Raw genomic sequence first — 13570 nt, 5'->3', positions numbered from 1 at the left:
TGCTATGATTGCCGGGCTGCAAGAAGGTTTTATTTACCGCGATCTGCTAGGGCGCACGGTCTCGCCGGAAGTTCGTGAGCAATTGCGCCAGACCTTCGGATCCGGCAACCTGCGTTTGGAAGGGCAACAAGCAGTTGCCACGGTACTGATGAGCGACATTCGCGGCTTTACCACACTCACGGAACAGGCCGACCCGGCGCGCGTGATGAACTGGCTGAATGAATATTTTGACCGGCTTGTGCCAATTGTTGTCAAACACGGCGGGGTGGTCAACAAATTTGATGGAGATGCCATGCTGGCATTTTTTGGCATTCTACCGCGTATGCTCAGCCCCAAAAAGAGCGCACTGGCTGCCTGTCAGGCGGCTGTAGAAATGATTGCCGCCATTGACGAACTCAACCGCATCCGCGAGCAGCGCGGCGATCCGCCGCTGATTACCGGCATCGGCATCAATACCGGCGTGGTGATCGCCGGTGGTTTGGGGGCTAAAGACCGGCTGCACTACACCATCATCGGCGATACGGTCAATACTGCCCAAAGGCTGGAAGCCCTCACCCGCCAGCTGATCAAGGGCACAGGCGCACTCATGGGTCATGCCACCTTTACCGCCCTGGAAGAAAATCAGCAGCAGTTCACTTTGGAACCTCTCGGTCTGCATTCCGTCAAGGGAAAACTGGAACGGGTGATGGTCTATCGCTTATCCGCCCCAACCGAAATTCCTCAAGTGGAAGTAACCCTGTAGGGGATGAACCATGTCCGACCAGACGTCTTTCTCCCGCCTGACCCTGCGCTTGATTCTTACGCTGATTATAGCGGCCATTTTCACGACCACTCCTCTCGTGCTGCTGTTTGCCCCATCTCAGCCAGTTTCATCTTCCAACCTGCCTGCTATCCAATCTTCATGGCAGGCTGACTACCGCGCCGAAAGTGTTCCTCCGGTTTTTGCCCCCCTTCGTCTACCGGACATTAATTCCACTCTGCCGTGAAGCATTTTTATTTGCTGTTAATCTCCCTCCAATAAATACTTGTTACAATCAAATAAAGGATTCTGAGCAACCGCATTGACCCCCGCTTCTTCTCAGGTAGATCACAGGAAGGAGGTGGAACATTGATGCAGTGCGTGCTCATCTTGATCTTCAGTTATTTGCTGGGCTCACTATCTTCGGCGGTGTTGATTACCCGCTTGTGGAAGAAAACCGACATCCGCTCTCTGGGGGATGGTAATGCTGGAACCGCCAATGTAGCCCGCTCAGTGGGGATTGTACCGGCTGCTTTTGTTGCCCTGCTGGATATCGCCAAAGGGGGTATCCCCGTCATGATTGCCCGAGCCCTTTTTCTGAATGAGGGCTGCGCTGTCTTTTGTGTGGTAGCTGCAGTGGTTGGACACAACTACCCGATCTACTTCCGCTTCAAAGGCGGGCGCGGATTGGCCACCTCACTGGGCGGCCTGGTGGCGCTCACCCCCGCTTCAACGCTCATCACCCTGCCGGTGTACGGATTGGTGTACTTTGCCACGCTCGGCAGCGGTATTCTGGCAACACTGGTTGCCTTTCCTTTGCTTATCTACTTGAACTACCTGCGCGAATTACACCCATTGGTGATCTGGTCACCGGTAATTCTGGCATTTACCACCGCGGTGTGTGCAATGCCGCGCTTGCTGCCCCGCTGGCTGAAACTGAGGGACAAGCGTGAAATACTGGTGGAATTATTCCCCGCATATTCCCCCCGCCCGCTACGCTCCACTGCACCGGCTATTTTCACCGACAGCATTGCCTCCCTTCCGGACGAACTTGCGAAGCGGGAAGGCATTCACATCGTGCCAATGAGCCTCATTCTGGACGGCCAGGCTCTGCCGGACGATGGAAGCATTGACCGCCGCGCCTATTATCAGGCTTTGCGAACGACCAACACCCACCCCACCACGGCGGCGCCCGCGCCGGGAGAGTTTCTCAACCGCATTCAGGCAATGGATGGCAAGGCTTCTGCTGCATTGATATTAACCCCACCGGCTGATCTCACCCAATGTTATAACTCAGCCCGTTTGGCTGCCGAGCAACTGGCAGACCGCTTGAAGGTGGAGGTAATTGACTGCGGCGTTGCCGGTCCGGCTCAGGGATTAATGGCAATCCTGGCTGCCCGCCTTGCCCGCCAGGGTGCTTCACTGGATAAAATCAAAAATGCGGTAGCAGAAGCCCGTCAGCAAATTGGGATGATTGGCGTGCTGGATACGCTCTCTTTCATCGAACACAGCGGGCGAGTCAGCGCAATCCGCCCACTGGTAAATGCTGCTCTGCGGGTCTATCCGGTTCTCAAATTGCGAGAGGGACAGATTCATCTGGAAGGGATGGAACGCACCCGCCGCAAAGCCATTGAACGAATGCTCAACTGGTTGGAGAAAAATCTCCAATCCGGAGGCAGCGTGCTGATCTGCTTCCACGCCGATGACAGCGGTTGTGCCGGGCAGATAGCACAAACCCTGCGGGAAAAACTACGCCCAACCGAATTGTACATCACCGAAATGACACCCGTGATCGGCGCTCATGCCGGGCCGGGGCTGGTGGGTGTGGCGTGGTGGCAGGCGGCCAGCTGAGTAAGATTTCACTCCGCCAAACCATCTAATTTTCAGCGGGTATCCCTCTGGCAATTGCCCACCTGGATGCGGGGAAGGTGGTCGTTTTTCTTAAAAACGGAGCGAAGAAGATGAACAAACTCCTCTGGTTACTGGTTTTTATACCTTTAAGCGCGTGTACAGTTTCACGAACCACCCCTCCCCCAACAGTGAAAGCCGAAACCACACCAGTATTATCGCCTGCTGAGAATACCGCTTCTCCGACTGCCCCCGTTGATTTATTTGGTACAAAATTATTGCCCCCCGAAGAGCCACCTGCTTTTGCCGTGCAAGAATTTCGGACGGATTTTACGCGTCATACCGTCCATTACTCTGAAATTCTCTCCGGTGGTGTACCCAAAGATGGTATTCCGGCAATCAATGAACCAAAATTCCTCACAATCGCTCAGGCGGACCAGTGGTTGAAGCCCAATGAACCGGTTGTTTGGGTTTCTGCCAACGACGAAAACCGTGCTTACCCTCTGCAGATACTGACCTGGCATGAAATTGTCAATGATACCATCGGTGGACTGCCGCTGGCGGTCACTTTCTGCCCGCTTTGCAACACAGCAATCGCCTTTGAACGCACGCTTGATCATCGCATTCTGGACTTTGGCACTACCGGGCGACTTCGTTTCAGCAACCTCATCATGTATGACCGTCAGACTGAAAGCTGGTGGCAGCAGGCATCCGGCGAAGGCATTGCCGGCCATTATGCCGGTCAATATCTCATCTATTACCCGGCTACAATTGTCGCCTGGCAGGATTTTCGTGAACGTTTCCCTGATGGTAAAGTTCTCTCCAGAGAAACCGGATACAATCGCCCTTACGGACGTAACCCATATATTGGATACGATGACATCAATAACCCGCCTTTTCTTTATGACGGCCCACCAACCCCGCAAACCCTTCCACCCAAAGCACGGGTTCTGGCTATTGCAACCCCTAATGAAGCAGTGGCCTACCCCTACGAGGTGCTCTCACAGGTCAGGGTGATCAACGATCAGGTTGATGGGCAGCCAATCCTCATTCTCTGGCAGAAAGGGGTTGCCTCAGCTTTGGATACCAGCATCATCAGCGAAGGCAACGATGTAGGCAGCGCAGCGGCTTATTCGAGATTGCTGGACAATCGGATGCTGACCTTTGAGTGGTCAAATGAACAGGTTCGGGATGTGGAAACCGGCACAATATGGGATATTTTTGGCAATGCGGTGAGTGGACCGCTGGTTGGCAGAAAGTTAACTCCCGCCATTGCCATTAATCATCTCTGGTTTTCGTGGGCAGCCTTTCGTCCGGATACCAGAGTGTACACCCCCTAAATTAATTTGGCTTCCAATATTCGCCGCAAGGTTTCGTATTCCTCACGGCACTCCGGACACATTTCCAAATGGCGGTGCACCAGCGGCATCAAATGAGCCACGTCTTCGCCCCGCACGGCCATCTCGGTGAATTGATCCAATAATTCAAAGACTTCATCGCAGGTTAATTCAACTTCTTCCGTCCCGGCGATCATCTCCGCCATCATTCTGGCTTCTGCAAGGGAAACGGGAGGCATTTTTTCTGGCTTGCCAGTAAATGGTTTGAAGAGTTTGTTCAAAAATTCACGAAACGATTGAAACATAGTCATTTCTCATTGGAAAGATTTTAATCCCAATTCTTACTTTTCCGGCAATTGAAATAACGAAAATATTTCTTCAACAGCATATCCAGCACTGATAAGTTCCCGCTTCAGATGTTTCCTCGCATCGTGTAACAATTTATATAATGCATTGCGCCGCATTCCCATTTTCTCAGCAACCACTTCCATGGGGACTCCCTTCATGATAACGGCTATTAATGCTTGCCGCTGATGTTTGGTCAGGTCTTGTTGAATGATGCGCCATAATAAGCGGATGAATTCGCGTTGTTCGGTTACTCCCTCCGGCTGGAAAGACGATTCGGATAACTCGCCCGCAGAGAACGCGTGGGGTTCTTCATCAACCGATTCAAGGTTCGCTTCAATCGAAACATCTTTCCACCTCCTTTTTCTCAGTTCTGAAAAGGCAAGGCGGATGGCAATTTTGTAAACCCAGGTGGTAAATTGACTGCGTCCCTCAAAAGTATCCAGGTGTTGTAAAACCCGCAAGATGGTTTCCTGGGTAATTTCTTCAATGAGATTTTCAATTCGCCCCGCATCATTTGCCAGATAACTGTTCAAACCACTCAACAGCCCCTTACGGATGATCTCGCTTAAATCCTCAATGGCTCGCGTTTGAATTTCGCCGGTGGCACGCAGCTGCGCCAGCCATTCCTCATTGGTTCGTCGCGAATTACCCATAAGCGAATTATACCGATTTTGTTGAGGAAAGTAAGAATAACAACCTTCACGAGTTCAAAGAAATAGAAACAACCAAAATCTTAATGATATTCGTTCTTATGGAGGTAAAAATGGCAACCTTAGCAGTCAGTAAAAGTTCTACAAAGTCCATTGTCAACGGCATCATCGGCGGTTTGGCGGGCGGAGTTGTGTTCGGCATCATGATGGGAATGATGGGAATGCTGCCCATGGTCGGCATGCTTGTACGACAGGAAAACGCGGTGATCGGGTTCATCGTTCACATGGGCATCAGCGCCTTCATTGGAGCTGTGTATGGATTCGTGATTCCACGGTTTCCCAATCAAATCGCTACTGCATTGATTGGCGGGACAGTGAACGGCATTGTCTGGTGGGTACTCGGAGCGTTGATCATGATGCCTTTGATGTTGGGCATGAATGAGATGGTTTTCGTCATTGGACAGCCGCAATGGATGAGCCTGCTGGGCCATCTGATCTACGGTGTCACAGCTGGTTTGGTATATTACGTTCTTACCCCCAAAAACTAATTCTGTCATTTACTTCCTCTCCCGCTTAAATTCTCCCAAGGCGGGAGAGGCTTATTTTTTTTCATGTTCTCGGCTCAAAAGCAGAACAACACTGGCAGTGGAATTCACCCCCCTTCCATTAAGAAATTTTCATTGAAAACCAGTTTCTCATTCAATCAAAATTTTTCATTTTCAGAAACGCTTTCACCACCTCCGGATCAAAATGAGTACCGGCTTGCTGGCGGATGTGTTCCAGGGTGCGTTCTTCGCTCCAGGGCACAGGACGGTAGGGGCGGCTGGAACGGAGCGCATCATACACATCAATCACAGCAAACAAGCGCGCCTCCAATGGGATTTGTTCTCCCTTCAACCCCTGCGGATAACCGCTGCCATCCCATTTCTCATGGTGACAGTAAGGGATGGGAATTGCCGGGCGCAGGTAGTCAATCTGACGCAGTAACTGTTCGGCATAAACCGGATGGCGGCGCATGATCTCCCATTCGGCTTCGTTGAGCGGGCCAGGTTTGAGTAATATGGTGTCGCTGATTGCCATCTTGCCAATATCATGCAGCAAAGCACCGTGACGCAGGTTCAACACCTCCTCCAGCCGATACCCAATCTCCAGGGCTAACTGCACCGTGGCTTCGGCTACTCGCTGGGTATGACCGTGCGTTTCATAATCGCGCAGTTCCAGCGCTTTTGCCCAACCTTCCAGTGTATCGGTGAACGATTGTTCGAGCATCAAATTGACAGCGACCAGTTCGTTTTGCACCTGCCGCCATTGAGAAACATCCCGCAATAGAACCTGAGCCAGCTCCCGGCCACCGTTGGGGGAAGGCGCCAGGGTCAAAAAGACCGCCAAAGGCTCACCGGCGGCTGTCTTCATCTCGACTTCCAGCGGTCCAATCCGGCTGCGGCTGTATTTCATCAATTCCAGCAAAGAAAGAAAATCGGTCTGACAGGATGGTTCAATGAACTCCAGCAGCAGCCTGCCGCCTAACTGGTGAGCCGGACAAGCCAGCAAACTTTCCAGCGCCGGGTTGGTGTGCTGGATGCGTCCCTCTTCATCCAGCACACAATAACCATCCAGCAAAATATCCAGCAGATTAGAAGCTGAAGGACGGGCAGCAGCCCGCCGGGCGGTTTTCTGCCGCCAGTAAGCCAGCGCCAGGGATCGGCTGGGTGTGGATCGCAAAGGCGGGATCATGCCATTACCGTCAATGCTTCGCGTTCCTCAGTAGAAAGGACCTTGCCCAAATCCAGCAGGATGACCAGTTCACTCTCCAACTTGGCAATGTTTTTAATGAACGCCGAGTTGATTGTTACCGACATCTGCGGTGGGGGTTCGATTTTATCCTCCGGAACCCGAATCACCTGCGTAACGGCGTCTACAATGATGCCCACCTTGCTGGAGTCCATGTTGGCAATCACAATCCGCGTGTCGCGAGTTGGCTCTTTGCTCGGCAGGCCAAAGCGGGTGCGCAGGTCCACCACCGGCACAATCGTTCCGCGCAGATTGGTAATTCCCTCGATGAATTCCGGCGCATGCGGCAGGCGGGTGATTTCCTGCATCTTGATAATGCCCTCAACTGAGGCAATATCCACACCGTATTTTTCATTTTCCAGCTCAAAAACGACCAGTTGATGTTCCATTGTTGATTACACTCCTTTCTTTTTTTCTAAGATGGTTAGCCACTGATGGCTTTGGCATTCGGAACTGCAATTTGAGGGGTCTTTAAGCCGCGCTTACCCTCACGTAACGCCAGGTGAATTTCCACCGCACCGGCATCGGTTACCAGCGGAACGACCAGCCGCGGATAATCCAGCGTCGAAATCGAAGCACCTTTACCAAGAATCAGCGAGGGCGTCGAAATGTTCGACTCATAGCCGTTTTCGGAGAGTTTCATGCTCGCCCGTCCGGTGATGACATTGCCAATTTCCGCAATGCCCGATTGCGCCAGCCCATCTAACTCCTGTAACGCTTCACCCAGCATGATCGAAGCAAAGCGTACCGCAGCCGAACGGTTCATGCTGTAAAAAACGGTGCCTTCGACCGCTCCAACCAGCGAGAGGATGACCGTCACATCATCGGTGACATACATTCCCTGTTCCAGACGAAGTTCACCACGTTGAATGTCCATACCGGTTTCGGCGCGCAGCACCTCGTAAGCCGCTTCCACAAAAGGATTGAGAAACTTGACGTTCATGGCAAATCCTTTCTGCTCAGCTGCCCTTGGCGGCAGGGGTGAGCGCGACAAATTCTTCCTGTTTGCCGTTGCGGTTCTCCCGCAGGGCGAGATGAACGGTCAATTCACCCAGATTGGTCTGCAGCGGCACGACGATACGCGGAAAATCAAGCGTGGAAATTTGCACTCCCTTGCCGCTGATCAGGGTGGGCGGTGAAATATTGGACGCGTATCCGGCCTGCGAGAACTTAATTGTTGCCCGCCCGGAGATGACATTACCCAGTTCTGCCACGCCGCTTTGCGCCAGCGAATCAAACTCGGTAAACTCCTGCCCCAAAATTTGGGTCACAAAGCGGATGCCGGTTTGGGTGTTCATCCCGTACATCACCACACCGTACACCTGCCCGACCAGATGAATCAGGACGGTAACATCATCGGTGGTCAGCGCGGATTGATGCAGGGAAAGGCTGCCGCGCTGAACATTGACGCCGATTTCGGCTTTCAACACTTCTACGGCTGCCTCTACAAAGGGATTTAAGAACTTAACATCCATACATTCATACCTCCTCAATCACCGCACGGCAGCCTCACGCCGGGCCGGGCAGTGTAATTAACATCTCCGCCATTTCAATTTGATCCATTACAGCAGTAATCAGTTCCTGCTGTTCGGTTTCGGTCAGGTTGAGGGCAGCCACAGCGCGCTCATCCAGGGCATATTGCAGCCCATCGCGGCCAATCCCGATTCCCATCATCATCATGATGCTGTCACCGATGTGCACCGCATAGGCCTGCGCCTGATACGGCCCCGCGGCTGCCGGGTTATGGTGGTGCGCGATGACGGCCACCAACCCTTCCGGCAAACGCCAGCGCCGCGCCATTTCCGCTCCCAGCATGGCATGGTCAATTCCAAAGTAAGAGCGCTCAATTTCCAGAAATGAAGTGGACTGCCATTCGTTCAAACTGAACGCCATACTGCGTAACAGCTTTTCCAGCGCCAGTTTGCCAATATCGCTGAGCAGACCGGCAAAATAAAACTCCTCGATATTTTTCCAGCTGCGTTTCTGGGCAATCGTTCTGGCGCAAATCGCCACGCCCAGCGAGTGCCGCCACAATTCGCCTTTGCGCAATTCGTAACCCGGCAGCGGGCGGTTGAGGAAACTGCCCAAACTGGCCGCAAGAATGATCTCATACAGCGCTTGCAAGCCGATGACCACCACGGCTTGATGGACGGTGGCAATCCGGTTGGGCATGCCGTAAAATGCCGAATTGGCCACCCGCAGCACCACACCGGAAAGCACCTGATCCACTGCCAGCACATCCGCCACTGCGCTCAAATTACAATCCGGCGAGCGCATCAATTCCAGCGCACGCTGCGAAGCTTGCGGCAGCGGGGGCAGTTTGCCCGCTTCACGGATCAAGTCGTCCAGTGTGTAACGCATCATCTTGACCTCTTATTCCTTCATGTAAAAGGAAATACCGGCATTGCGGAAACCCAGTTCAGCCGGCCGCGGCATGATTTCCGTTCCGCCGAGGAACAACACCCCGCCGGGGCGCAACGCCTGATGAAATTTACGATAGAGCAGTGTTTTGGCTTCATTGGTAAAGTAGATAATCACATTGCGGCAAACGATCAGGTCAAAACCACTTTCAAAGGGATCGTTGAGTAGATTTTGCTCACGAAAGGTCACTTTTCGCACCACTTCGGGTTTGACGAAAAATGGCGCGGATGGAGAAAGAAACCGAATGCGCTGCTCCGGGGTTAGATTGCGGGTTTCTTCAGCCAGATACGGCCCGCCGGCGCGGGCTTTGGCCAGAGCACCGCGGTCAAGGTCGCTCGCCAAAAGAAAATGGGGTTTGCCCGGTGCAACCTCTTCCAGCAAAATGGCCAGCGTGTAGGCTTCCACACCCACCGAACAGCCGGCGCTCCACACCCGCAAAGCACCGCGCCGCTGCGGGTCACGCTCGGTCTCCGCCAGCAGACGCGGCAGAATATCCCGCCGCAGGGCAGCCCAGCGTTCGGGGTCGCGGAAAAACTCGGTTACATTAATGGTCAGGTAGTTGCGGAATTTTTCTAATTCATCCTTGTTTTCTCGCAGCAGAGCAAAGTAATCATTCCAGGAGGAAGCGCGCGAACGAGCCAGCCACGAATCCAGTCTGCGCTTCATCTGCTCTTCTTTGTAATGATTCAGGTCAATATTGAGCAGATGCTTGACCGAAGTTTTGATTTGGGTATAAGTTTCGGTTTCCACTTTGCTCATCTCCCCGGTGACATGGCAAGTTTTTCCTGCACGGCTTTTTGAATGGCGTCAGCCACATCCGGCAGCGGCACAACCACATCCACGGCCTGCTTTTCCAACACGCTGCGCGGCATACCCCATACCACACAGGTTGATTCGTGCTCAGCAATCACCGTACCGCCGAGACTGTGCAGCAAAACACTTCCGTTGGTGCCGTCACTGCCCATGCCGGTAAGGATGACGGAAATCACCCGTTTACCGTAGCGTTGCACCAGCGAGGTCAGGGTGACATCAATCGCCGGACGTACACCGTGCACCGGCATATTCTGATTGAGCGCGATTTGTTCGTTTTCATCCAACACCATGTGAAAGCCGCCCGGCGCCAGCAGCGCCTGCCCGACCATCAGGCGGTCACCCGGCTGAGCTTCGCGTACCAGCAGTTTGGACTGAGCATTCAAACGCTCCGCCAGAGAATGGGTAAAGCCGGCCGGCATGTGTTGAACAATGACGACTGCAGCCGGTAAACTGGCAGGCAGCGCCGGCACCACCTCGTTGAGTGCGCGCGGCCCGCCGGTCGAGCTGCCAATCAGCACAATCGGCTCACCGGTTTTGAGCGGGCGCACCGTCTTCTCCACCGCCGGTTTGGGTTGGGCAGCCGGGCGAATCAGGGCAAACGGCTTGACCCGCGCATTGGCAGCCCGCACAATTTTTGCAGCAGCCTCATCCATGACCGTCTGGATATCCAGCTGGCGTTCGGGCTTGGTGATGAAATCCACTGCCCCAAGTGTCAACGCCTGAATGGTGGTCACCGCACCTTCGCGGGTCAGGCTGCTCAACATCACCACCGGACGGGGGAAACGCACCATAATTTCGCGCAGGGTGGAAATACCATCCAAACGCGGCATTTCCACATCCAGAGTCACCACATCCGGCTGAAGGGTGGGGATGAGTTCGAGGGCTTCCTGCCCGTCCCGCGCGCTGCCAATCACCTGAATCCCGGCGCGGCCGTTCAAGTGTTGGGTGATCGAAAAGCGCATGAACGCCGAATCATCCACCACCAGTACCCGCACCGGTTGGGCAGGCGAAGGCGAAACACTCGAGGACTGAGGCAGGGACACCATGCGATAACCTAGCCCGCCAGTTTGTGAATCGCACTCATCACGCGGTCATGCTCGAACGGCTTGACGATGAAATCACGCGCGCCGGACTTAACCGCTTCCAGCACCACCGATTCCTGACCCAGCGCGGTTAGCATGACCACTTTGGCTTGCGAATCAAAGGCGCGGATTTCCTTGAGCGCTGCCAGGCCGTCCATTTCCGGCATGGTGATGTCCATCAACACCACATCCGGACGCACCTCTTTGTATTTTTCAACCGCTTTGGCGCCGTTTTCCGCTTCATAGACCTCAAAACCCTGACCGGTGAGCATTTTGATGATCCGAACGCGGAGAAATTCAGCGTCATCCACAATGAGTATCTTGGTCATTCGTCCTTCCTCCTGAAAGAATTACAAATCCTTTTCTACACCGCCGACCACCCGAACGGTTACCCGTCCGCTGGCGACGTAAACCCGCACAGTTCGGCCGCTGTGACCACCGGTTTCCTGCGCATGCAGCGGCAGGTTCAGGCGTTGCAGCGTTTCAAGCGCACTTTCAATGTTGCGCGTGCCAACATCAAAGGTCTGAGAAAGCCCGGCAGCCGTCAGCATGTTTGCGCCGCCCGCCATACGCACAATCAGGTTGCGGCGCTCTGCACCGGCTTTGAGCATGGCGTTCAGTAAACCCTCAATGCCGCTATCCACATATTTGGCACAATACGGATCAGCGCCGTTCAAGCGGTGAGGCAGCACGGCATGCAGCAAGCCACAGATATGGCGCTGCCTGTCCACCATGGTAATTCCCAGACATGACCCCAGGCCGTAAGCCACCAGCACATCGGCCGGATCGCTGGAAACGACTACCTCACCCAGATTGACACTGATCGGTTCTTTCATTCTCTCTTCTCGGCCTGCTGTAAGGCTTGCAGGGATTGGGCATCCGGGATGACCCAGAAATCGGTCAGCACCGAACGGCTGCCGTCCTTGAAACAGGTCTGAATGAGCAGCACATGATCACTGACTCCCCCGGTGGTAGCGACAATAATATCCAGAATGGCACCCACCATATCCACCATCACCGCCGGGGGGGTTGGGCGGATTTCCCGCCCAAGTGCATTGGCAACCGCATTCATAAAAAAGGTGCCGGTCATGTTACCCACTTCGCCCAGCGCGGAACGCTCCAGCGAGCCGAGAAAGGTGGTGCTGCCTTCCGGCTGTTCCATTAACAAATCCACCAGCTGGAAGGCTTTTTCCAGCGGCAAAATCATCATGATTTGAGCGTGAAAATCGCCTTCGGCCCGCAGGTAAATTCCCACCGCCTCATTTTCCGGCCCGCCGACAATCATCGGTATCTCGGTCAGCGGCACCAACTTAACATTCGGCTCGCCAAAGTCCAGTTTGTGCCCCAGTAAGCCGGAAAAACCACGCACGGCGTTGTGAATACCAATCGTGGTCAGCGAGCGTAAAGTTTCAATCAAACGTTCGTCAAATTCCACAGCGCTGCTCATAACCTCCTCCCTAATGAATACCGGCCAGCCGGAGCAGGGCAGGCACATCCACAATCAGGGTAATGCTGCCATCCCCCAAAATGGCGGCACTGGAAATACCCGGAATTTCCCCGACCAGTTTGCCCAGCGATTTGACCACCACTTCTTCTTCCCCCATAAACCCGTCCACCACCAGGCCGACGCGGTGCTTGCCGGATTGAATGACCACCGCAAACAGACGTTTGCGCTGCTGACCGTTTTCAGGGATGTGATATAACTCGCGCAGGTAAACCAGGGGCAGCACGCTGCCGCGCAGCAGGGTAACCGGCTTCTGGCGGATGGTTTTAATATCCGCCGGGGAAAGCCGCAAAGTTTCCAGCACCATGACCAGCGGGATGGCAAAGGTAGCCGAACCAACCTTGACGAGCAGGGTCGGCACAATCGCCAGTGTAAGCGGCAGCACGATCTGAAAAGTGGTGCCGCGTCCAACCGCCGTTTCGATGTGAATGGTGCCATTGACGCGCTGGATGTTGGTCTGGACGATGTCCATCCCCACCCCGCGCCCGGAAATATCGGTCACCTTTTCAGCGGTGGAAAATCCCGGCAGGAAGATCAGGTCAACCGCCTGCTCATCGGTGAGGGCTGCGGCTTCTTCAGCCGTCATCAATCCTTTCTGCACCACTTTTTTGCGAAGTACCGCCGGGTCAATACCGCGTCCGTCATCCGAAACGGTCAGAATGATACGCCCCTGCTCATGCCAGGCATTCAGCGTAACCGTGCCGCGCTCCGGTTTACCCGCTGCCCGCCGTTCATCCGGCGGTTCGATGCCATGGTCAATCGCATTCCGCACCAGGTGAATCAACGGGTCGTTGATTTCTTCGATCATCGAGCGGTCCAGTTCGGTATCCTCACCATGAATGACCACATCCACCAGTTTGCCCGCCTTTTGGGACATATCGCGCACCATGCGCGGGAACTTATGCAACAGGTTGCCAATCGGCAGCATGCGGATGCGCATCACCTCTTCCTGCAGCTGATCGGTGATGCGGCTGATGTGGGCTACCGTTTCGGCCAGGTTTTCAACCAGCGGATCGTTGTGGGCTTGCGCTTCCAGT

General features: G+C 54.1%; 18 protein-coding genes. 5 read left to right on the top strand and 13 right to left on the bottom strand.

Going from position 1 to position 13570, the window contains the following annotated elements; all coding sequences use genetic code 11:
• From VAE48_RS11240 to VAE48_RS11225, 4 genes are all read left to right on the top strand, one after another.
• Positions 1-742, top strand: a 742-nt coding sequence (locus VAE48_RS11240) for an adenylate/guanylate cyclase domain-containing protein (protein ID WP_322793420.1), incomplete at its 5' end; no start/stop codon positions are given.
• Positions 743-752: 10 nt separating this feature from the next.
• A complete protein-coding gene (locus VAE48_RS11235; protein ID WP_322793419.1) occupies positions 753-986 on the top strand; it encodes a hypothetical protein in 234 nt (77 codons plus the stop codon).
• A 125-nt stretch (positions 987-1111) separates the two neighbouring features.
• On the top strand, positions 1112-2590 hold the full coding sequence (locus tag VAE48_RS11230) for a glycerol-3-phosphate acyltransferase (protein ID WP_322793418.1): 1479 nt from the start codon (positions 1112-1114) through the stop codon (positions 2588-2590).
• 110 nt (positions 2591-2700) lie between these two features.
• Positions 2701-3927, top strand: coding sequence for a DUF3179 domain-containing protein (locus VAE48_RS11225; RefSeq protein WP_322793417.1), 1227 nt, complete (start codon positions 2701-2703; stop codon positions 3925-3927).
• On the opposite strand, the gene VAE48_RS11220 is transcribed toward VAE48_RS11225, so the two are convergent.
• Together VAE48_RS11220 and VAE48_RS11215 are read right to left on the bottom strand one after the other, a co-directional pair.
• Entirely contained in the window at positions 3924-4229 is a 306-nt protein-coding gene (locus tag VAE48_RS11220) for a hypothetical protein (protein ID WP_322793416.1), read from the bottom strand. The genes VAE48_RS11225 and VAE48_RS11220 overlap by 4 nt on opposite strands.
• A gap of 36 nt (positions 4230-4265) precedes the next feature.
• Entirely contained in the window at positions 4266-4925 is a 660-nt protein-coding gene (locus VAE48_RS11215; protein ID WP_322793415.1) for a sigma-70 family RNA polymerase sigma factor, read from the bottom strand.
• A gap of 110 nt (positions 4926-5035) precedes the next feature.
• Here VAE48_RS11215 and VAE48_RS11210 point away from each other — a divergent pair, with 110 nt between their 5' ends.
• Positions 5036-5470, top strand: a complete 435-nt coding sequence (locus VAE48_RS11210) for a hypothetical protein (protein ID WP_322793414.1) — start codon at positions 5036-5038, stop codon at positions 5468-5470.
• A gap of 151 nt (positions 5471-5621) precedes the next feature.
• Here the strand turns inward: VAE48_RS11210 and VAE48_RS11205 are convergent, their stop codons facing one another.
• The 11 genes from VAE48_RS11205 to VAE48_RS11155 form a co-directional block, all read right to left on the bottom strand.
• Entirely contained in the window at positions 5622-6656 is a 1035-nt protein-coding gene (locus tag VAE48_RS11205) for an HD domain-containing phosphohydrolase (RefSeq protein WP_322793413.1), read from the bottom strand.
• A complete protein-coding gene (locus VAE48_RS11200) occupies positions 6653-7102 on the bottom strand; it encodes a chemotaxis protein CheW (RefSeq protein ID WP_322793412.1) in 450 nt (149 codons plus the stop codon). The genes VAE48_RS11205 and VAE48_RS11200 overlap by 4 nt, the downstream gene beginning before the upstream one ends.
• Before the next feature lie 35 nt (positions 7103-7137).
• The gene (locus tag VAE48_RS11195) at positions 7138-7656 is read right to left on the bottom strand and encodes a chemotaxis protein CheX (protein WP_322793411.1); all 519 of its coding nucleotides are present in this window, start codon (positions 7654-7656) and stop codon (positions 7138-7140) included.
• A 16-nt stretch (positions 7657-7672) separates the two neighbouring features.
• The gene (locus VAE48_RS11190) at positions 7673-8188 is read right to left on the bottom strand and encodes a chemotaxis protein CheX (protein WP_322793410.1); all 516 of its coding nucleotides are present in this window, start codon (positions 8186-8188) and stop codon (positions 7673-7675) included.
• Between the two features lie 34 nt (positions 8189-8222).
• Positions 8223-9077 carry an HDOD domain-containing protein gene (locus tag VAE48_RS11185; protein WP_322793409.1) on the bottom strand — a complete coding sequence of 285 codons (855 nt, stop codon included), beginning with the start codon at positions 9075-9077 and terminating at the stop codon, positions 8223-8225.
• 9 nt (positions 9078-9086) lie between these two features.
• Entirely contained in the window at positions 9087-9884 is a 798-nt protein-coding gene (locus VAE48_RS11180; RefSeq protein WP_322793408.1) for a protein-glutamate O-methyltransferase CheR, read from the bottom strand.
• A 5-nt stretch (positions 9885-9889) separates the two neighbouring features.
• On the bottom strand, positions 9890-10993 hold the full coding sequence (locus tag VAE48_RS11175) for a chemotaxis response regulator protein-glutamate methylesterase (protein ID WP_322793407.1): 1104 nt from the start codon (positions 10991-10993) through the stop codon (positions 9890-9892).
• Between the two features lie 8 nt (positions 10994-11001).
• On the bottom strand, positions 11002-11358 hold the full coding sequence (locus VAE48_RS11170; RefSeq protein ID WP_061913808.1) for a response regulator: 357 nt from the start codon (positions 11356-11358) through the stop codon (positions 11002-11004).
• A gap of 21 nt (positions 11359-11379) precedes the next feature.
• On the bottom strand, positions 11380-11865 hold the full coding sequence (locus tag VAE48_RS11165) for a chemotaxis protein CheD (RefSeq protein WP_322793406.1): 486 nt from the start codon (positions 11863-11865) through the stop codon (positions 11380-11382).
• Positions 11862-12476 (bottom strand): chemotaxis protein CheC, encoded by a 615-nt coding sequence (locus VAE48_RS11160; protein WP_322793405.1) that lies wholly within the window; start codon positions 12474-12476, stop codon positions 11862-11864. Before VAE48_RS11160 ends, VAE48_RS11165 begins: the two co-directional genes overlap by 4 nt.
• A gap of 10 nt (positions 12477-12486) precedes the next feature.
• A partial coding sequence (locus VAE48_RS11155) for a chemotaxis protein CheA (protein ID WP_322793404.1) occupies positions 12487-13570 on the bottom strand: 1084 nt, incomplete at its 5' end.

The sequence above is a fragment of the Bellilinea sp. genome, from assembly GCF_034432615.1.
Classification (GTDB): Bacteria; Chloroflexota; Anaerolineae; order Anaerolineales; family Anaerolineaceae; genus Bellilinea.
This window is presented reverse-complemented; position numbering and strand designations above follow the sequence as displayed.